The following is a 19,376-nucleotide window of genomic DNA, read 5'->3' on the forward strand; positions in this document are numbered from 1 at the left end:
TCCGTCATGCGAACAGCCGGCGCCAGGTTTCCGGGCCCGGGTAGCCGTCGGCCGCCGCGCCGCGCCAGCCCTGGGCGCGCTGGAACGCCTCGACGTTGCGGCGGTCGGCCTCGCCCCAGCGGGGGCCCGGTCCGGACGTGTAGTGCTTGCCGAAGCCCTTCTTCACCAACTGGCGGCCAAGGGCGGTGACGGCCGGGTGGGACGCGCCCGGCCGGAAGAAGGACGCCCCGGGGTAGGCCGGCTTGCCCGCCGGGCCCGGTGCGCCGCCCGTGGTCGGCGGGATGTCCTTGCCCTGGCGCTGGGCGAGCAGCCGCCAGGTGTGCGCGCCCGGGAGGCCGTCGGCGTCCGCGCCCGTCCAGCCCTGTGCACGCTGGAAGGCCTCGGTCGCCTGCCGGTCGGCGTCGGTCCACTTCGTGCCGACGCCCTTCGGGTAGAAGCGCAGCCCGCCCCGGTCGGACAGCATCCGGCCGAGCTGGGCGACGTAGGCGTTGTCGGCGCCCGGCCCGAACTTCGACGCTCCGGGGAAGGTGGCCGAGACGCCGCCCGTGCCGCCCGGCGCGGGCGGCTCGCCCGTGGCCGGGGGCTCGGGCACGACTCCGCCGGTCACCCCGTTGAACCGGTACGGGAGGTACTTCAGCGCGTTGTTCCAGTAGCCGTACGGGGTGGCCTGCTTCCGCGTGATCGGCTTCGTCTGCTCGTAGGCGACGTAGTGCGTGCGCGTCTCGTCCACCCACCCGCCGAAGAGCACGACGTGCGAGCCCTTGTTGGGGTCGGCCGGGTTGTGGAAGAGCAGCATGTCCCCGGGGAGCAGCTCGTCCTTCGTGATCCGGGTCGCGAACTTGTCGAGGCTGCCGGTCCACTCGTTCGTGCCGAGGTTCCACGCCATCGAGACGAAGCCGGAGCAGTCCTGCCGGTACCCGTCCGACCAGTACTGCTCCATGCTGTACGGGACCTGCGCGTCCAGCCACAGCTTCGCCCGGTTGATGATCGTCGCCCGGTCGGTCCGCCGGACCGCCGAGGGCGCTCCGGGCAGCCCGGAGGGCTTCGCGGCGGTGCCCTTCCCGGCCTTCGGCCCGTGCAGCGGGGCGCGGCCGCCCTGGGGGGTGCCCGGGTCGTCCAGGGCCACCCGGCCGCCGGGGCCCGGTGTGGCCGCGGCCACCGCGGCTCCCCCGCCGCCGCCGAGGACCACTCCCGCGGCGGTGGCGAGCACCAGCGCCCGGCGGGCTCCGCGCGCGGCGGGGTGCCCGCCGTCGCGCAGCGGTATGGCCCGGGCGCGCGCCAGCGTGCGGCGGCGCCGGGCGCAGCCTTGGCACGGGCAGTCGCCGGCGGGTTCGTACTCCTCGAAGGAGGGCAGCGGCATCGGCGGCATCGCCTCGGCCGTCGGCGTCACTTCGTACACATGCGTCGGAGGCTGCATCGTCATGCGGTTCCGTCCACTCCCCTGCTCGTCGCCGGCCGGCCGGGACCGCATCTGGCGGGGCATCAGATCCGGCCTGGCCCAGACATATCGTGCACGACAAAACCCCCAAACATGGGTTAATCGGACAGAACGCGCGCGGCTTGTCACGAGCACCCGCAGCGGTGGGGTAGAGTTTCACCTGTCACCAAGCGCCGCTAGCTCAGTTGGTTAGAGCAGCTGACTCTTAATCAGCGGGTCCGGGGTTCGAGTCCCTGGCGGCGCACAGACGCAAAGAAGCCCCGCGCAGCGAAAGCTGCGCGGGGCTTCTTCGTTTCCGCCCGGACGGAGCCGGTCGGGCCTTGTCGGGCCCGGTCAGACCGCGATTCCCGGTCAGACCGCCGTTCCCGGGCGGACACCGACGCCCGTCAGGTACGCCGACACCACCACATTGGCCGAGTACTCCTTGGCCGCCTTGTCGTAGGTGCCGCCGCAGGTCACCAGCCGGAGCTCGGCCCGGCCGCGGACCTTGGGCCCGTACGCCTTGGCGGGATCGAAGTCCGCGCGCTCGTGGACCCGTACGTCCTCGACCGTGAACTCCGCCACCGAGCCGTCGGCCCGCACCACGCGGATCTTGTCGCCCGTCTTCGCCGAGCTCAGGCCGTAGAACACCGCGGGCTTCGACTTCGTGTCCACGTGCCCGACCAGCAGCGCCGTCCCGGCCGTGCCGGGCTGGGCTCCGCCGCGCCACCAGCCGACCGTGCCCGGGTTCTCGTACGGGGGCGGCTCGATCGCCCCCTTCGCGTCCAGGTCCCGGACGATCACCGGGGCCTGCACCCCGAGGGACGGTACGTCGACCCGCGCGGGCGCGGCCGGCCCCAGCGGGGTGTGTGCCGCGGGCAGGCCCGGGACGGCCGGTCCGCCGGCCTGCCCGGGCAGGGGTATCGCCACACCGGTGATCTCCTTGCCCCACACCCACAGGCCGAGGACCAGTACCGACCAGGCGGCGAAGGTCAGCAGCCGGGAGCTGCCGGAGCTCCGCTGCTCCGCACTCACCCGATCACCCGGTCACTCGCCGCTGCGGCGGCGGCGCAGGGTCAGCGCACGGCCGGCGACCGCGAGGGTGGCGGCGGCGGCGAGCACGGCGCCGATCACCGTGTGCGGCAGGCCCGGGCCGTCACCCGAGTGGCTCTTCTTCGCCGTCGCGGCGAGCTGCGCGGAGTCGGAGGCCTCCGCCTCGGCGGCCCCGGCCTTCGACTTCGCGGCGATCTCCTCGGACATGCCTCCGCCGCCCGCGTGCACGGGCCAGACGGGCGTGTGGTGGGGGTCGGGGCGGTGCTCGCGGCGGCGCTCGATCTCGATCGTGCCCCACTCGCGCTCACCGCCGCGGCCACCGCACTTGATCTTGATGTCGTGGCGGCCGGGCTCGGCCCAGGACCGGATCATCGCGTCGCCCCACAGCGTGCGGCGGTCGTCGCGGCCGGTGGAGAGCCGGACCTCGGAGACGAAGACGACGGACGAGGCGACGGCCCAGTCCTCCTCGCAGCCGCGGACGCGCAGTTTGACCTGCGCCCCCGGCTCCGCCGGATTGGGGTCGGCCGAGACGCTGCCGCGTTGCCGGTTCCAGTCGTCCTCCCCCGCGAAGGCGAAGGGGGCGGTCACGGCGGACAGGGCCGTCAGGGCGACGGCCACCCCGGTGACACGGAGAGCGATCTGATCACTGCGCATGGTGAACCTCCTCAACAAGGAGATTCACGCGCGGCGCGCCGCTCCGCATCCGGAGCGGCGCCCTCTTGGCCCGTACGTGTCAGCCGTACGACCTAAACCAGTTCGACCAGGTCAGCGATGGACTTGACCGTCTTGGTCGGCCGGTAGGGGAACTTCTCGGTGTCCGCGACGGACGTGAGGCCCGTCAGGACGAGGAAGGTCTGCATGCCCGCCTCCAGCCCGGCCAGGATGTCGGTGTCCATCCGGTCGCCGATCATCGCGCTGGACTCGGAGTGCGCCCCGATGGCGTTCAGGCCGGTCCGCATCATCAGCGGGTTGGGCTTGCCCGCGAAGTACGGCTTCTTGCCGGTGGCCTTGGTGATCAGCGCGGCCACCGCGCCCGTGGCGGGCAGCGGGCCCTCGGTGGACGGGCCGGTCTCGTCCGGGTTGGTGCAGATGAAGCGGGCGCCCGCGTTGATCAGCCGGACGGCCTTCGTCATGGCCTCGAAGCTGTAGGTCCGTGTCTCGCCCAGGACCACGTAGTCCGGCTCGTGGTCGGTCAGGACGTAGCCGATGTCGTGCAGGGCGGTGGTGAGGCCGGCCTCGCCGATGACGTACGCGGTGCCGCCCGGACGCTGGTCGTCGAGGAACTTCGCGGTGGCCAGCGCCGAGGTCCAGATGTTCTCCACCGGGACTTCCAGCCCCATCCGGCTCAGGCGGGCCTGGAGGTCGCGCGGGGTGTAGATGGAGTTGTTGGTCAGCACGAGGAAGGGCTTGCCGGACTCGCGCAGCCGGTTGATGAAGGCGTCGGCCCCGGGGATCGGGGTGCCCTCGTGGATGAGGACCCCGTCCATGTCGGTGAGCCAGGATTCGATCGGCTTGCGCTCTGCCACTGGACTGTTCTCCGCTCTCGGTGGCGTGACCTCTGGGACCAGTGACCTGCGACCTCTGGTCTCTACCACCTTATCCGGGCCGGACCGCGGACGCGGAGGGCGTCCACGGCCCGGACCGCGGGGCGGAACGGGCGGGTACGAAGGTCCCGTCAGCCGAGAAGGTCCCGTCAGCCGAGCTTGACGTTGTCGACGGTCCAGTACCAGTTGTTGCTGCCGGCGTAGCGGAAGCGGACCTGGACGTCGGTGGCACCGGCCGGGACCTGGAGCGCGATCGACTCGGAGCGGGCGACCGCGTCGGCGGTGTAGCTCTTGACGACCGACGCCGTGCCCCCGTTGTAGGAGACCAGGACCTGGGCGGTCTGGCCGGCCTCGTGGTGGTAGTGCGTCTGGAAGGTCAGGTTGCGCGTGGTGCCGCCGGTGACCGCCCACTTGGGGGTGACGAGGGTGGAGTCGTAGGAGCCGGTGTGGCTCTTGTCGTCCCACTCGTCGGAGTCGGCGACGGCGAACACGTCACGGGAGCGGACGTTCAGCTCGCGCCACTGGTCGCGCTGCGCCTGGCTCCAGAACTCGTCGGTGGCGAAGGCCCATCCTGCCCACTCGGTGACGCCGCCCGTGCCCATCTTGGAGTTGTCGACCGACCAGCCGGCCGGCGGGGTGTGCGTGAACCCCTTGGTGCCGGCCGGGATGCCCGTCTCGTCGACGCGCGCCTGGAGGTTCGGGCGCAGGGTGTCGAAGGCGTCGCCGTCGTCGGGGGCGTCCACGGAGATGCCGTCGATCGCGGAGCCGGGGTTGACCCCGACCTGGGCGAGGGCGGTCGCCGCGACGTCGACGAGCTTCACGTCGTTGCGTACCGAACCGGCCGGGATGCCGGCGCCCTTGGCGAGGACGAAGGTGCCGCGCTCCTGGATGGTGGAGCCGCCGTGGCCGCCGGAGTTGGTGTGGCCGTGGTCGGTGGTGACCAGGATCTTCCAGTTCTCCTGGGCGTAGGTCGGGCGGTTCTGGACGGCCGTGAGGAGCTGGCCGACGAGGACGTCGACGCGGGCGATGGTGTCCAGGTACTGCTGGCTGGCGGCGCCGTAGGAGTGGCCGGCCGCGTCGATCTCGCCGAGGTAGACGAAGGCGGCGTCCGGGTTCTGGCCCTGCAGCTCGGCCGCGGCCGCGGCCGCGATCTTCGGGTCCTCGTTGCGGTAGCCGTCGCGGTCGCCCTTGAGGGAGAGCCGCTTGTCGACCTTGGCCGAGAAGATCGGGCCGTTCTGGTCGGTGGAGGTGATGGGCTCCCAGTCGGCCGCCGCGTAGGTGTTGAGCGCCGGGTTGGCGTTCTCGATGCGGGTCAGGAAGTCCGGGTAGGCCGTGTAGTTCTTGCCGGTGAAGGAGTTGTCCTTCACCCCGTGCTTGTCGGGCCAGACGCCGGTGGCGATCGTGGACCAGCCGGGGCCCGAGGAGGTGGCGGCCATCGGGTTCGCGTACAGGGTGCTGCGGGCGGTCAGGCCCTGGGCCATCAGGCCGTTCAGGTTCGGGGCGTTGGCGACCTTGACGCGGTCCAGGACCGTGCCGTCGATGCCGATGACGAGCACCTTGTTCGTGGCGGCGGCGCCGGCAGCGGTTTCGTCGGCGGTCGCGGCGTGGGCGCCGAGGCCGGTGGCGAGCAGGGCGGTGGCGGTGGCCGCCACGGCGAGGGTCCGTCCGGACAGGACAGTGGGCACGTACTCCTCCGGGAGTAATCGTGGGGAAGGCGCAGGGGACGTACGGGACATGCGGTCGTACGGGGCATGCGGTGGTGCGGGCATGCCGTCGTGCGGGCGTACGGTCGTGCGGCAACGCGAGCGAGCGTACGGCGGGCCCGGACCGAGGGCGAGACTCGGTCCAGACCCGTTATCCGTACGTCACTCTTCCGGTCGTGGGTGACGGGAAGGCGACCAGTCAGCTTCCGGTTGCCGACTTCCACGCGTCGACGTACCCGGTGAGGTTCTTGTCGATGTCGGCCCAGTCCGGCTCGAAGATCTCGACTCCGGTCATGAGCCTGGTGAGTTCGACGGCGTTGGCGTCGGTGGGCTTGACGTCCGTACGGGCCGGGAAGCCGCCGCCGACATCGCTGACCAGCTTCTGGGCGTCCTCGCTGAGCAGGAAGTCGAGGAGCTTCTTGCCGTTCTCGGTGTGCGGGGCCTTGTCGACGAGGCCGGCCGCGTACGGGAGGGAGAAGGTGGTGGGCTTGCCACCGTCCTTGGCGGGGAACCAGATGCCGAGGTTCGGCATGGACTTGGACTGCGCGAAGTTCATCTGGACGTCACCGTTGGCGACGAGCAGTTCGCCCTTGTCGGTCTTCGGCGCGAGCTTGCTGGTGGAGGAGGACGGGCCGACGTTGTTGGCCTGGAGCTTCTTCAGGTAGTCGTTCGCCTGCTCCTTGCCGCCGAAGTCGTGCATCGCCTTGATGAGCACGGCGGTGCCGTCGCCCGCGACGCCCGGGGTGGAGTACTGGAGCTTGCCCTTGTACTTGGCGTCCAGCAGCTCTTCCCAGGTCTTGGGGGCGGCCGGCAGCTCCTTCTTGTTGTAGATGAAGCCGAAGTAGTTGTTGACGACCGAGGTCCACTTGCCGTCGGAGGACTTGTTCGCCCCGTTGACCTTGTCGGCGCCCTGCGGGGTGTAGGCCTGGAGGAGGCCCTTGCCGTCGGCCTGCTGGATGAAGGGCGGCAGCGTGATCAGGACGTCGGCCTGCGTGTTGGTCTTCTCGCGGACGGCGCGCTGCACCATCTCCCCCGAGCCGCCCTCTACGTACTTGACCTCGATGCCGGTCTTCTTCGTGAAGTCGGCGAAGACCTTGTCGTACCAGCCGTCTCCCTTGTCACTCTTGAGGCCGTCGGCGCTGTAGACGGTGACGACCTTCTCGCCGCCGCCCTTGGAGTCGGTCGCGGAGGAGGAGCCGCCGCAGGCGGTGAGACCGGCGGTGAGGGCGAGGCTGCCGGTGACGGCGGCGGTGATGCGGAGGAGTCTGTTGCTGGGCATGGAACTTCCTTACGGGGAAAGGGAGTCAGCAGGGGAATCAGCGGGGTGCGGCAGTGGGGTGGGCGGTACGTGGCCCCCGGGTCCGGCGGTACGTGACCCGGGTCCGCGGTACGTGGCCCCCGGGTCTAGCGGTACGTGGCCCTGGTGCGGACGCGGGAGACGGCCAGCAGGACGAGCAGGGTGGTGGCCATGAGGACCACGGCGACGGCGGAGCCGCTGAAGAGCGAACCGCGGTCGGTGGCGGTGAAGATCCGGACCGGGAGGGGCATCCAGTCCGGCGGGTAGAGCATCATCGTGGCGCTGAGCTCGCCCATGGACAGGGCGAAGCAGAGCCCGGCGGCCGCGGTGAGCGACGGCAGCAGGAGGGGGAGCTTGACCCGCCACAGCACGTACGCGGGGCGGGCGCCGAGGGAGGCCGCGGCCTGCTCGTAGGCGGGGTCGAGACGCACGATGGCAGCCGAAACCGACTGGTGGGCGAACGCCGTGACAAGAATCGTGTGCGCCAGGATCACGATCGAGCTGGTGCCGTTGAGGAGCAGCGGCGGCTTGCTGAAGGCGACGAGCACGGCGAGGCCGACGACCACGGACGGCACGGCGACCGGAAGCATGAACAGCGCGTCCAGGGTGCTCTTTCCGCGCCTGCGCAGACCGGCGGCGGCGAGCGCCGCCCAGGTGCCGACGGTGAGCGCGATCAGGCTGGCGGCCAGGGCGGTGAGCAGCGAGGTGGTCAGCGCCTGGAGGGATTCGCCCCGGACGGCCGCGGCGTAGTTCCCGGTGGTGGGGCCGGAGGGGAAGGCCCCGGACCAGTGCGTCGAGAAGGACGCGGCCACCACGACGAGCAGCGGCAGGGCGAAGAGGGGCAGGAAGAGGATGCCGAAGAGGCTCCAGGCGGCCCAGCGGCCGCCCTTGCTATGCACCAGCACGCTTGCTCACCACCCGGTAGAGGCCGAACAGGCCGACGGAGATCACGATGTTGACGACGGCGACCACGCAGGCGGCGGCGTAGTCGGATTCGAGGATCGCCTTGCCGTAGATGAGCATCGGGAGCGTGGTGACGTCCTTGGCTCCGGTGAACAGGACGATCCCGAACTCGTTGAGGCACATCACCAGGACGAGGCTGCCGCCGGCGGCGAGGGCCGGCAGGGACTCGGGGAGGATCACCCGGCGGATGATGCGGCCGGGCTTCGCGCCGAGCGAGGAGGCCACCTCCAACTGGGCGGTGTCCAGTTGGGAGAAGGCGGCGAGCAGCGGGCGCATCACGAAGGGCGTGAAGTAGGTGATCTCCGCGAGGAGGACGCCCCACGGGGTGGTGAGGAAGTGGAAGGGCCCGTCCGCGACGCCGAAGGTGTCGGTCCACAGGCCGTTGGCCATGCCGACGGTGCCGTAGACGAAGAGGAGGGCGAGGGTGATGAGGAAGGAGGGGAAGGAGAGGAAGACGTCGATGAACTTGGCGACGCCGCGGGCCCCGGGGAACGGGACGAAGGCGATGACCAGCGCGAGCGCGAAGCCGAGGACCAGGCAGCCGGCGGTGGCACCGACGGCCAGCCAGACCGTGGTGCCGAGGGCCTCGCGGAAGGAGTGCGAGGCGAAGACGGAGGCGTAGGCGTCGAAGGCGCCGCCCCCGTTCTCGGGGGACAGCGACTGCTGGACGACCAGCGCGAGCGGGTAGAGGAAGACGGCGGCGAGCACGGCGACGGGAGGGACCGCCCACAGCCAGCCGGGAACGCTACGGGGCGTGGCGGCGGCCTTCCCCGCGAAGCCGTCTGGGGCTCCGGCCGGGCTTTCGGGGGTGCCCGGGGCAGGGCTTCGTACGGGCTGGTGGGGTATGACCGCGGCCTCGGGGCCGGCCGCCGACCCGGGTGCGGGGGCGCGCCGGTCGGTGGCCTCAGCCATCGGACACCCCTGCGGCCAGCAGCACCGCGTCGCGCGGCTCGAAGTGCAGGGTGACGTGGTCGCCCAGGGCCGGGGTTTCGCGCAGTTCGGGCAGGTCCGCCTTGACCCGGTGGCCCTCGATGTCCACGTAGAGCCGGTGCGTCGAACCGCGCCACTGCACCTCGGTGATGGTCCCGCTCAGCGCGTTGGGGCCGGCGCCGAGGCCGAGCAGGTGCGGGCGTACGCACAGGGTGGCGCCGGCGCCGACGGCCGCACGGCCGGGGTCGAGGGTGAGGGGGTGCCCGGCGAAGAGCGCGCCGCCGTCGGCCACGGTGACGGGCAGCAGGTTGGCGTTGCCGACGAAGGAGGCGGTGAACTCGGTGCGCGGGGCCCGGTACAGCTCCTGCGGGGTGCCGCAGTCCTGCAGGCGGGCCCGGTCCATGACGGCGATCCGGTCGGCGAGGGTGAGGGCCTCCACCTGGTCGTGGGTGACGTAGAGGATCGACACGTCGGGGAGTTCGCGGTGCAGCCGGGCCAGTTCGGCGAGCATTCCGGAGCGCAGCTGCGCGTCGAGCGCGGACAGCGGCTCGTCCAGGAGGAGGACCCCGGGGCGGATGGCGAGGGCGCGGGCGATGGCCACGCGCTGCTGCTGTCCGCCGGAGAGCTCGCGGGGGTAGCGCTTGGCGTAGGCCGCCATCCCGGTCATCTCCAGGGCCTCGGCGACCCGGCCGGGGATCTCCGCCTTGGGCGCCTTCTGGGCTTTGAGGCCGAAGGCGACGTTGTCCTCGACCCGCATGTGCGGGAAGAGGGCGTACTGCTGGACGACCATGCCGATGCCGCGCTTGTGCGGCGGGAGGGCGGTGACGTCCCGGCCGCCGATCAGGATCCGGCCCGAGGCGGGCCGGACGAAGCCGGCGACCGCGCGCAGGGCCGTGGTCTTGCCGGAGCCGGAGGGGCCGAGCAGCGCCATGACCTCGCCGGGTTCGACGGTCAGGTCGAGGGAGTCCAGGACGGTGGCGGCGCCGTAGGCGACCGAGACGGAGTCGAAGCGGATGCCGCTCACGCTCCGGGCTCCCCTGCCAGGAGTGCGGGGAGGTCGGCGACGGAGGCCAGGACGTGGGTGGCGCCGTGCCCGGTCAGGGCGGCGCGGTCGTGGGCGCCGGTGAGGACGCCCGCCACGATCCCGGCGCCGGAGCGGATCCCGCTGAGCATGTCGTAGGCGGTGTCGCCCGCGACGACGGTGTCGCGTACGTCGGCCACGGCGCCGGTGCGCAGGAAGGCGGCCAGCACCATGTCCGGGTAGGGCCGGCCGCGGCCGCCCGCGTCGGCGGGGCACAGGGTGAGGTCGGCCAGGCCCTGCCAGCCGAGGGCGTCGAGGATGGCGTCCTGGGTGACGCGGGCGAAGCCGGTGGTGAGGACCACGGTGCGGCCGTCGGCGCGGAGCTTTTCGACGGCCTCGCGGGCGCCGGGGATCGGGGCGATGAGGCCGCCGTCGACGAGTTCCCCGTAGGCCTGCTCGAAGGCGGAGTTGGCGCGCTGGGCGAGCTCCTCGGTGCCGAAGAGGTGGCGGAAGACGGAGATCTTCGACTCGCCCATGGTGTCGCGGACGTACTGGAGCTTGGCGGCGTGGTCGGTGCTGCCCGGCTCGACGCCGAGGCGCTCGGCGGCCCGCTCGAAGGCGCGCTCGACGAGGCCGCCGTCGGCGACGGTGGTGCCGGCCATGTCGAGGACGATCAGGCGGTGGGCGGGGTCGACGCGGTGGGTGGGGTTGACGGTCGTGTCGGTCGTGTTCGTCATGGTGCTTACCAGCCCAGTTCGTTCGCGGTGGTTTCGGCTATGGCGGGCGAGCAGGTCATGCCCCGGCCGCCGGGTCCGGTCACCAGCCAGACGCCGTCGGCCACTTGCTCGCGGTGGACGACGCGGGTGGTGTCGGTGCACTGCGCGTACACGCCCGCCCAGCGGCGGCGGATCTGCGGCAGCGGGCGGCCCAGGAAGGACTCGACGACCTCGGTGAGGTGCGTGTAGGGGTCTTCGAGGGTGTCGAACGCGAAGGGGTGCTCGTACTCGTGGGTGTCGCCGATGGTCAGTCCGCCGTCCTGCCGCTGCACCATCAGGAGCTGCATCTTGTGCGCGGCGGCGATCGGCGCCTGGGCCTGCTCGGCGTTGAGTTCGTCGAGGGCTTCGCTCGTGTAGGCGGGGTAGTAGCGGAAGCTGTCGGCGTCGGCGACCGAGGTCGTCAGGGGCTCGCCGAGCGGGGCGGTCTGCATCATCTGCAGCCGGACGCGGCGCACGGGCAGGTCGGGGACCAGTTCGCGGACCAGGCCGGAGAGCCAGGCTCCGGTGGCCAGGATCACCGCGTCGCCCTGGTGGACGTCGCCGTGGTCGTCGCGGACGGCGCCGTTCCCCACGACCTCGCGCACCTCCCGTCCCGGCAGGAAGGTGTAGCGGCCGGACGCCCTGAGGGCTTCGCGCAGGTGGAGCTGTGCGGTGCGCGGTTCCACGGCCGCGTCCCGCTCGCACCACAGGGCGGCCTCGAACGCGCCGCGTAGGGCGGGGTTGATCGCCCTGGCCTCCTCGGCGGTGACCAGCTTGTAGCCGCGGGCGGCGGCGTCGGCGCGGGCCACGGCGGCCTCGGCGACCGCGTGCTCGCGGGAGTTGCGTACCGGGGTCAGGGAGCCGATGGCGCGGAAGCCCAGGCCGGGCACCCGCTCACCGATCGCCTCCCAGAGCTCGCGGGCCCGCAGGGCGGTGTCGAGCTCCTCGCCCCCGGCCCGGCCACTGACCCAGATCTGGCCGAAATTGCGCAAGGACGCGCCGCGGGCCTCCGCTTCTCGCTCGATCTGGACGACCTCGTGGCCGCGTTCCACTGCTTGCCAGGCGTGCATGGTGCCTACCACGCCGCCTCCGACGACTATGACTCTCACGTGCTCCAAGGTGACGGCGGCCAGTGACCCGGGAGGATCCCGCGGGCGACGCTCCGGTGAACAGCCCTCGACGCTTGGACTAGACCCGTTACCTTTCCGTGATATTGCTTCATCCCCTTTCAGGTCTTTTCCAGGGCTTCGGGCGGGACTATTCGGGCCGCAGGTGGGTCGTGAAGCTGAACCGGTCACCACGGTAGAGCGAACGCACCCGCTCCAGCGGCCTGCCGTCCTGGTCACGGGAGAAGCGGTGGATGAGGATCATCGGGAGCGCGGGCGGGGTGCCGATCAGCAGGGCTTCGCGCGGGGTGGCGAGGACCGTTTCCAGCTTCTCGTCGGCGTCGCCGAAGGAGATGCCGAGGCTGTCGTGGAGGTACCCGTAGAAGGAGGAGTCCGGCTGGAAATCGACGTCGAGACGGGGTGCGCGGGCGACCCGGACGTACGTGCTCTCCAGTCCGACCCGCTCCTCGTCGGCGAGCAGCACCCGCTCCAGGTGCCAGACCGGCTCCCCGGGCTCGGCACCGATGCCGGGGGCCACGGGGGCCGGGCAGGGGAAGCGTTCGAGTCCGATGAGGTGACGCCCCGGGGTGCGCCCCTGGCGGCGTACGCCCTCGGTGTAACTCGCCAGCGACAGGGGCTGTTCGAGCTTCGGCCCGGCGGCGACGGTACCGCGGCCCGAGCGGCGCAGCCGGCCCTCCAGCAGCAGCTCGCGCAGGGCCTGGCGGACGGTCTCGCGGGAAACCTCGTACTGCTCGGCGAGATCGCGCTCGGTGGGGAGGAGTCCCCCCTCGCCGAGCTCGTCGAGCAGCCCGGCGATGCGGGCCTTGACGGCGTAGTACTTCGGGATGCGGCCGTGCTCGGGGATGCCGGAGCGGACGGGCAGGCCGGGTCGGTGGTGGTGCGCGTAGGCGGTCGGTTCTTCCACCCTCGGACTCTACGTGGCCTGCGGGCCGGGCCCCTTGCGCAGTCGGCGGGCCCCGAACAGCAGTCCGCCGCCACCGGCCACAGCGGCCGCGGCGCCGGCCCCGTAGGCCCAGGCCGCCGGGGGGCGGCCGGTCTCGGCCAGCGCCCCGGCCTCACCGGTCTCGGTGTCCGGGCCCTGGATCTCGAACCGGTAGCCGCCCGCCTCGCCGATCCAGTCGCCGTCGTCGCCCTTGCGCTGGACCAGCGCCGCGTCGGCGACGGCTTCGCCGCGGGGGGTGTCGGAGGCGAAGGCGAGCCGCACGGTGACGGTCACGGAGCCGCCGGGGCCGACGGTGAAGCCGGAGAAGGCGTCGCCGCCGTCGAAGACGGCGACGATCTCGTCGCGGTCGGTGCGCTCCAGGCTGACGGGGAGGGCGTGGCCCTGGACATCGAACTCCATGCGGAAATGGGCGGGCCGCAGGGCGTGGGCCGGGTCGGTGAAGACCACGACGGGGTGAATGGCGGTGCACTCGGTCGTCGTGGTGTTGGTCAGGTCGAGGTACCAGCTCTGCGCCTCGCCGCCGGTCCGGTACACGGCCGGTCCCCCGCGGATCCGGGCCCCGATGGGGAACTGCGTGCTCTTCCCGTCCCCGCAGACGGCCTCCACCCGCGAAGGCAGCGCGGGCGCGGGCCGGGCGCCGCCGCCGTTGCCGATGTCCGCGGACGCGGTAGTGACGGCGGGGGCGGTGACGGTGACCGTGGCTGCGGCCAGGAAGACGGCTGCCAGGGCAAGGGCTTTGCGCAGTCGCATGGAGAACCCCTACTCGCCGACGCCGGAACAACCCACAACCGAACGACCCGCCAACTGATTGCCACACAACCCGACAATCACCCCGGCCTTGCCCCGCACCCTCCCACGCCCGCCCGACCCCCTGTCCAGCACCACGCCCCACATCTCCCCATTTCCCCCCATTCGGCGGACACCTCCCGGGGCCGCATCCGCCGCCGGGCCAGAGCCGGGTCGGGGTCGGGACGGTTACTGCCCGCGGCCGAACAGCGGGCCGAGCAGCAGCTCCGCCGCCCCCTCCGCGACACCCCCCTCCGCAAGCCCGACCCCCACCACACCCCCCACAAACGCCCGCGCCCCCAAAACCTTCCGCACACCCTCCAGGAACACCCCCGGCGCACCCGCCACCACGCGCCCCCCGAGCAACACCCGGTCCACATCCAGCAGCGCGACCAGGTTCGCCGCCGCCTCCCCCACGATCCGCGCCGCCTCCTCCAGCCGGCCCCCCGCGACCGCGTCGAGGCACAGCACCTCCGCGCACCCGCGCCCCCCGCACCGGCAGGCCGGCCCGTCCAGCTGCAGCACCTGGTGCCCGAACTCCCCCGCCGCCGAGCGCCGCCCCCGGTAGACCTCGCCGCTGCCGGCCAGCCGGAGCCCCGCGCCCAGTCCGGTGCCGACGTGCACGTACGCCACGGACTCCCCGGAGCCCGCCCCGCGGAAGCCCGCTCCGCCGAAGCCCGCCCCCGCCGCAACCCCCGCGTTGGTGTCCTTGTCCACCCGCACGGGAACCCCCAACCGCCCCTCCAGCACCTCCCGCAACGGGAACCCCTCCCATTCCGGGAACCCCGTCACCCGCCCCAGCACCCCGGTCCGCCAGTCCAACGGCCCCGGCGCGGCCACGCCGACGCCGAGGAGCGGCCGGTCACCGCACACCCGCGCGACCGCCCGTACGGCCTCTTCGACCACGGCCTCCGGACCGGCCCCGAAGTCCAGCGGAACGCGGCCGTCGGCGACGACGCGGCCCGCCAGGTCGACCCGTACCGCCGTGAGCTCGTCGCGGTCCAGGTGCAGCCCGACCGCGGACCGCGCCTCCGACACCAGCCGCAGCAGCGTGCGGGGTTTGCCGCCGGTGGACGCCTCGCGTCCGGCGTCGGCCACCAGCCCCTCGTCGCGGAGCCGCGCCGCGATCTTGCTGACCGCCTGCGGGGTGAGACCCGTACGCGCGGCGAGGTCGCCGCGGCCGAGGCCGGCGGGGCCGGCTCCGCGCAGGAGGTCCAGTACGAGCGCGTCGTTGTGCCCGCGCAGCACCGGAAGGTTCACGCCGCCACCGGTACCGCTCGTACCGCCCCTGCCACCCCTGCCACCCCTGCTGTCCACCTGCCCATTGTCCACCCTCCTTGCACTTAAGCAACACTGTTGCCAAAGTAGGACCATGAACGCCCCCAGCCCCTCCGCCCCCGCCCCCACCCCCCTCCGCGTCGGACTCGTCGGCTACGGCCTGGCCGGTTCCGTCTTCCACGCCCCGCTCGTCTCCGCGACCGAGGGCCTGGTCCTCGACACGGTCGTCACCTCCGACCCGGGCCGCGCCGCCCAGGCCCGCGAGGCCTACCCGGACGTCCGGATCGCCGCCACCGCCGCCGAGCTGCTCGCCCAGAGCCCCGCCCCCGACCTGATCGTCATCGCCTCCCCGAACAAGACGCACGTCCCGCTCGCCACGGCCGCCCTCACGGCCGGCATCCCGGTGGTCGTGGACAAGCCGCTCGCCGCCACCGCCGCCGAGGCCCGCGAGCTGGCCGCGCTCGCCGAGCGGACCGGGACCTTCCTGTCGGTGTTCCAGAACCGCCGCTGGGACAACGACTTCCTCACCCTGCGCGGCCTCCTCGCCGACGGCGAGCTGGGCGAGGTGCAGCGCTTCGAGTCCCGCTTCGAGCGCTGGCGCCCGCAGCTCAAGGGCGGCTGGCGGGAGTCGGGTGCCCCCGAGGAGATCGGCGGGCTGCTGTACGACCTCGGCAGCCATGTGGTGGACCAGGCGCTGGTGCTGTTCGGCCCTGCCGTACGGGTCTACGCGGAGACCGACGTGCGCCGCCCGGGCGCCGAGGCGGACGACGACACCTTCATCGCCCTCACCCACGCGAGCGGGGTCCGCTCCCACCTCTACGTCAGCGCGACCACGGCCCAGCTGGGCCCGCGCTTCCGCGTACTCGGCTCCCGCGCGGGCTACGTCAAGTACGGCCTGGACCCCCAGGAGGGGGCCCTGCGCGAGGGTCTGCGCCCCGGCGACCCCGAGCGCACCTGGGGCGAGGAGCCGGAACACCTGTGGGGCCGGCTGGGTTCCGGGGAATCACCGCTGACCGGCGGGGGCACGCCGGTGCGGACGGCGCCGGGCGACTACCCGGCGTACTACGCGGCCGTGGCGGCGGCCCTGCACGACGGCGGCCCGGCCCCCGTGACGGCCCTGGAAGCGGCGCACTGCCTGGACGTACTGGAGGCGGCCCGCAGGTCGTCGGCGGACGGGCGAGCCGTGGACATGTGATCCATCGCACCCAATCCGCAACGAGAACGGGCCTCTTGCGGCAGAGGCGCGATCTGACATTTGCATAAGTTAAAGATCGTTACATCTGCGAAGAGTGGTGCCCCTGTGAAGCTCCCCCATCTCGCGTCGGCCGTCGCCGCCGCCGCAATGGCCCCGGCCGTCCTGTTCTCCTCCCCCGCCTTCGCTGCCGACGCCGCGTCACCCTCCGCTCCCCCGGCACCTTCTGCACCGGATCAGGGCGCGCCGTCGGAGGCCGGGAGCGGCTCGCAGGAGGAGGACGCACAGGAGGAGGACGCACAGGAAGCGAAGGACCGGAAGAAGATCGAGGCGATCCTGGCGGATCCCGCGTCCGGTCCCGGCGTGCGCGCGGCGGCCGAGAAGGCGCTCAAGGGAACGGCCGCGGACATGCGGCACTTCCTGGAGGTCGTCTGGGCCCAGCAGCAGCTCATCGACGACGATGTGAAGGTCACCCAGATCCTGAGCACCGGAGGTCGCGCCGTACGGCGCGAGGCCGAGAAGGCCCTCAGGATCGGTACGCAGGAAGCGCTCACGGAGTTCCTGAAGAACGGGCAGCACGTGGCCCGCCTGGAGGACGACACGTTCGAGATGCTGCGGATGCTGACCGGCGCCGGCAAGGGCATCACCGAGCGGGTCAACTACCTGCTCAACCACGGGACCCGGGAGGAGATCCGCGCGTTCGTCGCGACGGAGCAGCACGCGATCCGCGCGGACGACGACAGGGTCGAGATCCTGCGGATGCTCAAGGACGCGGGACCGGGCCTGACCGAGGCCATCCAGAAGTTCCTCGGCAGCGACCCGACCCCCGCGCAGCTGCGGGAGTTCGTCACGACCACACAGCACGTGCACCGCGACAACGACAACCGGGTCCTCATCGCCCAGATCGCGAGCGTGGGCGGCCCCGAGGTGGTGAAGGCCGCCCGGGCCGCGCTGAACGGCACGCCCGAGGATCGCGTCGAGTTCCTCAAGACCGGCCAGCACGTGGCACGGGAGAAGGACAAGACGGCCGAGGAGGCCGCGAAGCCGGACGACGACAAGGGCGAGGACAAGGGCGAGGGCTCCGGCTCGGGCACCGGCGGCGAGGGTTCGGGGAACGGCACGGTGACCCCTGCCGGAACCGGCAACCAGCCGACCCCGGCGGGCGGCACCACCGGGAATCTCGCCAGCACGGGCGCGGGCGCCGAGAACGGCTGGATCGCCGGCGGGGCCGCCACGGCGCTCGCCGCGGGCGCGGGGCTCGTGCTCGTCAACCGGCGCCGCCGGATGCCGTCCGGCGGCTGACGGCTGACGGCCGAACGGCACACAGGCATACCGGAAAGGGGCGGTGCCGTCGACGACGGCACCGCCCCTTTCGTACCGATCCGCGGGGTCGACCCGCGGGGACCGGCTACGCGTCCTTGAACTCCTGGCGCTGGCGGCCGAGCCCGTCGATCTCCAGCTCCACCACGTCGCCCGCCCGCAGGAACGGCTTCGGCTCCGGCTGGCCCGCGGCCACACCGGCCGGGGTGCCGGTGATGATGACGTCACCCGGGTGCAGGGTCATGAACTGGCTCACGTACCGCACGACCTCGCCGACCGGGAAGATCTGGTCGGACGTGTGGCCGTCCTGCTTGAGCTCACCGTTGACCCACAGCTTGACGTCCAGCACCTGCGGGTCCGGGATCTCGTCCGCGGTGACCAGCCAGGGGCCGAGCGGGGTGAAGGTCTCGCAGTTCTTGCCCTTGTCCCAGGTGCCGCCGCGCTCGTTCTGGAAGGCGCGCTCGGTCACGTCGTTGACCAGCACGTACCCGCCGACGTGCGCGAGGCCCTCCTCGGGGGAGGCCAGGTAGCGGGCGGTGGCGCCGATGACGATGCCGAGCTCGGCTTCCCAGTCGGTCTTGACGCTGGTGCGCGGGATCAGCACGGTGTCGTCGGGGCCGACCACGGTGTCCGGGGCCTTGAGGAAGATGATCGGCTCGGCCGGCGCCTCGGCGCCCACCTCGGCCGCGTGCCCGTGGTAGTTCAGGCCGATGCCCACGACCTTGCCTATGCGGCCGACGGCGGACCCGATCCGCAGACCCTCGGCGTCCAGCACCGGGAGCTCGCCGGATCCGGCCGCGTCCCGTACTCGGGACAGCACGGAGTCGTCGGCGAGCAGGGTGCCGTCCACATCCGTGATCAGGCCGGACAGGTCCCGCAGGGTCCCGTCCTGGTCGAGCAGCGCGGGGCGCTCCGACCCGACGGGTCCTACACGCAGCAGCTTCATGGGCATTCTCCCGTGGTCGAGGGTGGTCGGCCCATGGGCATGCCCCGGGCCGGACGATGGGTTGCGGCCATCGGAGGATTGGTCGATCCTCCAAGATGTCGGCCTCATCCGCAAGACCCTGTTCACATGGCGGAACGCGCGGCTCCGCTGATCGCCCCCTCCGTACGCGCCTCACGGCCCTCACGGCCCGCGCGGTCCTCACGGTCCTTCCGCTCCGCCCGGTCCTTCCGGTACTGGAGCCAGACGCGCTCGGCCACCGACCACGCGGTGGTCGTGACCAGGTACAGCCCGGCCGCCAGCGGCACCAGGGCGGCCGTGATCAGCGTCCCGAAGGACAGCAGGGGCAGTACGCCGCCCACCTTGCGCATGAACTCCTGCTGCTCGGCACTCAAGGCAACGGCAGCCCCGGCCGCCGCCCCCTTCCCGCCACCGGCCTTAGTACCGCTGGCCTTGGCGCCACTGGCCTTGGCACGGCCGGCTGTGGCACCGCTGGCCTTGGCACGGCCAGCCGCGGCACCGCCCACCTTCGCTCCGCCGGCTTTGGCCCCGCCGGCCTTGCCCCCGCCGGCCTTTCCCCCGCCCGCCTTGCCCCCACCGGCCTTCGCCCCGCCCGCCTCGGCTCCACCGGCCGTGCCCGCGACTCCCCCGGCGGCAGCCGCAAGCGCCGCCGCCTTGCGTCCGCGTGCCGCGCTCCACGCGGCCACCAGCGCGACGGCCGCGAACAGTCCGAGGAACACGAGCCCCCGCTCGCCGAAGAGGCCGCCCTCCCCGAGCGCCTCACCCCACCGGTCCCCGAGCGGCGCGGCGAACAGCCGGTGGCCAAGCAGCTCGTTGGCGGCCCCGCCGATCTCCGCCGAGGAGAACGCCCGGTACATCAGGAAGAACACCGGCAGTTGGAGCAGCACCGGCAGGATCCCCGCCACCGGGGTCGCCCCGCGGAAGGCGGCCCGGCTCAGGGGGTGCAGCGCGAGCCGCACGAGCACGGTGAACAGCACGATCGCGGCAGCGGTCGCGGACTCGGCCAGCACCGGCTCCAGGAGCCGGCCCAGCAGAGCAACAAGATCGATGAAAACGGACACGTGGGCCCTCCGAAGGGATTCG

General features: G+C 72.5%; 17 protein-coding genes, 1 tRNA gene and 1 pseudogene. 3 read left to right on the top strand and 16 right to left on the bottom strand.

Going from position 1 to position 19,376, the window contains the following annotated elements:
• Positions 1–4 precede the first annotated feature (4 nt).
• Positions 5–1,360, bottom strand: coding sequence for a peptidoglycan-binding protein (locus ACZ60J_RS21265; protein ID WP_469684111.1), 1,356 nt, complete (start codon positions 1,358–1,360; stop codon positions 5–7).
• Positions 1,361–1,608: 248 nt separating this feature from the next.
• Here ACZ60J_RS21265 and ACZ60J_RS21270 point away from each other — a divergent pair.
• Positions 1,609–1,682, top strand: a tRNA-Lys gene (locus ACZ60J_RS21270).
• A 107-nt stretch (positions 1,683–1,789) separates the two neighbouring features.
• On the opposite strand, the gene ACZ60J_RS21275 is transcribed toward ACZ60J_RS21270, so the two are convergent.
• The 13 genes from ACZ60J_RS21275 to ACZ60J_RS21335 all read right to left on the bottom strand — a co-directional run bounded on the left by ACZ60J_RS21275 (position 1,790) and on the right by ACZ60J_RS21335 (position 14,799).
• Positions 1,790–2,452, bottom strand: coding sequence for a class F sortase (locus tag ACZ60J_RS21275; RefSeq protein WP_469683861.1), 663 nt, complete (start codon positions 2,450–2,452; stop codon positions 1,790–1,792).
• 12 nt (positions 2,453–2,464) lie between these two features.
• The gene (locus tag ACZ60J_RS21280; protein WP_469683863.1) at positions 2,465–3,124 is read right to left on the bottom strand and encodes a hypothetical protein; all 660 of its coding nucleotides are present in this window, start codon (positions 3,122–3,124) and stop codon (positions 2,465–2,467) included.
• Between the two features lie 92 nt (positions 3,125–3,216).
• Entirely contained in the window at positions 3,217–3,996 is a 780-nt protein-coding gene (locus tag ACZ60J_RS21285; RefSeq protein WP_469683865.1) for an HAD-IIA family hydrolase, read from the bottom strand.
• 167 nt (positions 3,997–4,163) lie between these two features.
• Positions 4,164–5,750, bottom strand: coding sequence for an alkaline phosphatase family protein (locus ACZ60J_RS21290; protein ID WP_469684112.1), 1,587 nt, complete (start codon positions 5,748–5,750; stop codon positions 4,164–4,166).
• A gap of 166 nt (positions 5,751–5,916) precedes the next feature.
• Complete coding sequence (locus tag ACZ60J_RS21295; protein ID WP_469683867.1) at positions 5,917–6,996, bottom strand: 2-aminoethylphosphonate ABC transporter substrate-binding protein; 1,080 nt, start codon at positions 6,994–6,996, stop codon at positions 5,917–5,919.
• Between the two features lie 125 nt (positions 6,997–7,121).
• The gene (locus ACZ60J_RS21300; protein WP_469683868.1) at positions 7,122–7,919 is read right to left on the bottom strand and encodes an ABC transporter permease; all 798 of its coding nucleotides are present in this window, start codon (positions 7,917–7,919) and stop codon (positions 7,122–7,124) included.
• A complete protein-coding gene (locus ACZ60J_RS21305; RefSeq protein ID WP_469683870.1) occupies positions 7,906–8,889 on the bottom strand; it encodes a 2-aminoethylphosphonate ABC transporter permease subunit in 984 nt (327 codons plus the stop codon). The genes ACZ60J_RS21300 and ACZ60J_RS21305 overlap by 14 nt, the downstream gene beginning before the upstream one ends.
• Complete coding sequence (locus ACZ60J_RS21310) at positions 8,882–9,931, bottom strand: ABC transporter ATP-binding protein (protein ID WP_469683872.1); 1,050 nt, start codon at positions 9,929–9,931, stop codon at positions 8,882–8,884. The genes ACZ60J_RS21305 and ACZ60J_RS21310 overlap by 8 nt, the downstream gene beginning before the upstream one ends.
• Complete coding sequence (locus ACZ60J_RS21315) at positions 9,928–10,665, bottom strand: phosphonatase-like hydrolase (protein ID WP_469683874.1); 738 nt, start codon at positions 10,663–10,665, stop codon at positions 9,928–9,930. Before ACZ60J_RS21315 ends, ACZ60J_RS21310 begins: the two co-directional genes overlap by 4 nt.
• A 5-nt stretch (positions 10,666–10,670) precedes the next feature.
• Positions 10,671–11,792 carry a TIGR03364 family FAD-dependent oxidoreductase gene (locus tag ACZ60J_RS21320; protein ID WP_469683876.1) on the bottom strand — a complete coding sequence of 374 codons (1,122 nt, stop codon included), beginning with the start codon at positions 11,790–11,792 and terminating at the stop codon, positions 10,671–10,673.
• A gap of 148 nt (positions 11,793–11,940) precedes the next feature.
• Complete coding sequence (locus ACZ60J_RS21325; protein WP_469683878.1) at positions 11,941–12,714, bottom strand: GntR family transcriptional regulator; 774 nt, start codon at positions 12,712–12,714, stop codon at positions 11,941–11,943.
• Between the two features lie 9 nt (positions 12,715–12,723).
• On the bottom strand, positions 12,724–13,503 hold the full coding sequence (locus tag ACZ60J_RS21330) for a hypothetical protein (RefSeq protein WP_469683880.1): 780 nt from the start codon (positions 13,501–13,503) through the stop codon (positions 12,724–12,726).
• 225 nt (positions 13,504–13,728) lie between these two features.
• Positions 13,729–14,799: an ROK family transcriptional regulator gene (locus ACZ60J_RS21335; RefSeq protein ID WP_469683882.1), complete on the bottom strand. Its 1,071-nt coding sequence runs from the start codon at positions 14,797–14,799 to the stop codon at positions 13,729–13,731.
• Positions 14,800–14,911: 112 nt separating this feature from the next.
• Between ACZ60J_RS21335 and ACZ60J_RS21340 the strand changes: the two genes are divergently transcribed.
• A complete protein-coding gene (locus ACZ60J_RS21340) occupies positions 14,912–16,012 on the top strand; it encodes a Gfo/Idh/MocA family oxidoreductase (protein ID WP_469683884.1) in 1,101 nt (366 codons plus the stop codon).
• Between the two features lie 105 nt (positions 16,013–16,117).
• Positions 16,118–17,311, top strand: coding sequence for an ALF repeat-containing protein (locus tag ACZ60J_RS21345; protein WP_469683886.1), 1,194 nt, complete (start codon positions 16,118–16,120; stop codon positions 17,309–17,311).
• Positions 17,312–17,417: 106 nt separating this feature from the next.
• On the opposite strand, the gene ACZ60J_RS21350 is transcribed toward ACZ60J_RS21345, so the two are convergent.
• Both ACZ60J_RS21350 and ACZ60J_RS21355 read right to left on the bottom strand, forming a co-directional pair.
• On the bottom strand, positions 17,418–18,275 hold the full coding sequence (locus tag ACZ60J_RS21350) for a fumarylacetoacetate hydrolase family protein (protein ID WP_469683888.1): 858 nt from the start codon (positions 18,273–18,275) through the stop codon (positions 17,418–17,420).
• Positions 18,276–18,972: 697 nt separating this feature from the next.
• Positions 18,973–19,354: pseudogene (locus tag ACZ60J_RS21355) on the bottom strand (hypothetical protein); the annotation flags it as partial.
• Positions 19,355–19,376 lie beyond the last annotated feature (22 nt).

The organism is Streptomyces sp. NPDC104226 (assembly GCF_055584085.1).

What these genes read in the sequence shown, in the direction of transcription:
- ACZ60J_RS21315 (WP_469683874.1), bottom strand. Translation starts at nt 10,665, where the DNA reads ATGACGAACACGACCGACACGACCGTCAACCCCACCCACCGCGTCGAC.
- ACZ60J_RS21350 (WP_469683888.1), bottom strand. Translation starts at nt 18,275, where the DNA reads ATGAAGCTGCTGCGTGTAGGACCCGTCGGGTCGGAGCGCCCCGCGCTG.
- ACZ60J_RS21330 (WP_469683880.1), bottom strand. Translation starts at nt 13,503, where the DNA reads ATGCGACTGCGCAAAGCCCTTGCCCTGGCAGCCGTCTTCCTGGCCGCA.
- ACZ60J_RS21265 (WP_469684111.1), bottom strand. Translation starts at nt 1,360, where the DNA reads ATGCCGCTGCCCTCCTTCGAGGAGTACGAACCCGCCGGCGACTGCCCG.
- ACZ60J_RS21340 (WP_469683884.1), top strand. Translation starts at nt 14,912, where the DNA reads ATGAACGCCCCCAGCCCCTCCGCCCCCGCCCCCACCCCCCTCCGCGTC.
- ACZ60J_RS21280 (WP_469683863.1), bottom strand. Translation starts at nt 3,124, where the DNA reads ATGCGCAGTGATCAGATCGCTCTCCGTGTCACCGGGGTGGCCGTCGCC.
- ACZ60J_RS21305 (WP_469683870.1), bottom strand. Translation starts at nt 8,889, where the DNA reads ATGGCTGAGGCCACCGACCGGCGCGCCCCCGCACCCGGGTCGGCGGCC.
- ACZ60J_RS21290 (WP_469684112.1), bottom strand. Translation starts at nt 5,750, where the DNA reads ATGTCCCGTACGTCCCCTGCGCCTTCCCCACGATTACTCCCGGAGGAG.
- ACZ60J_RS21295 (WP_469683867.1), bottom strand. Translation starts at nt 6,996, where the DNA reads ATGCCCAGCAACAGACTCCTCCGCATCACCGCCGCCGTCACCGGCAGC.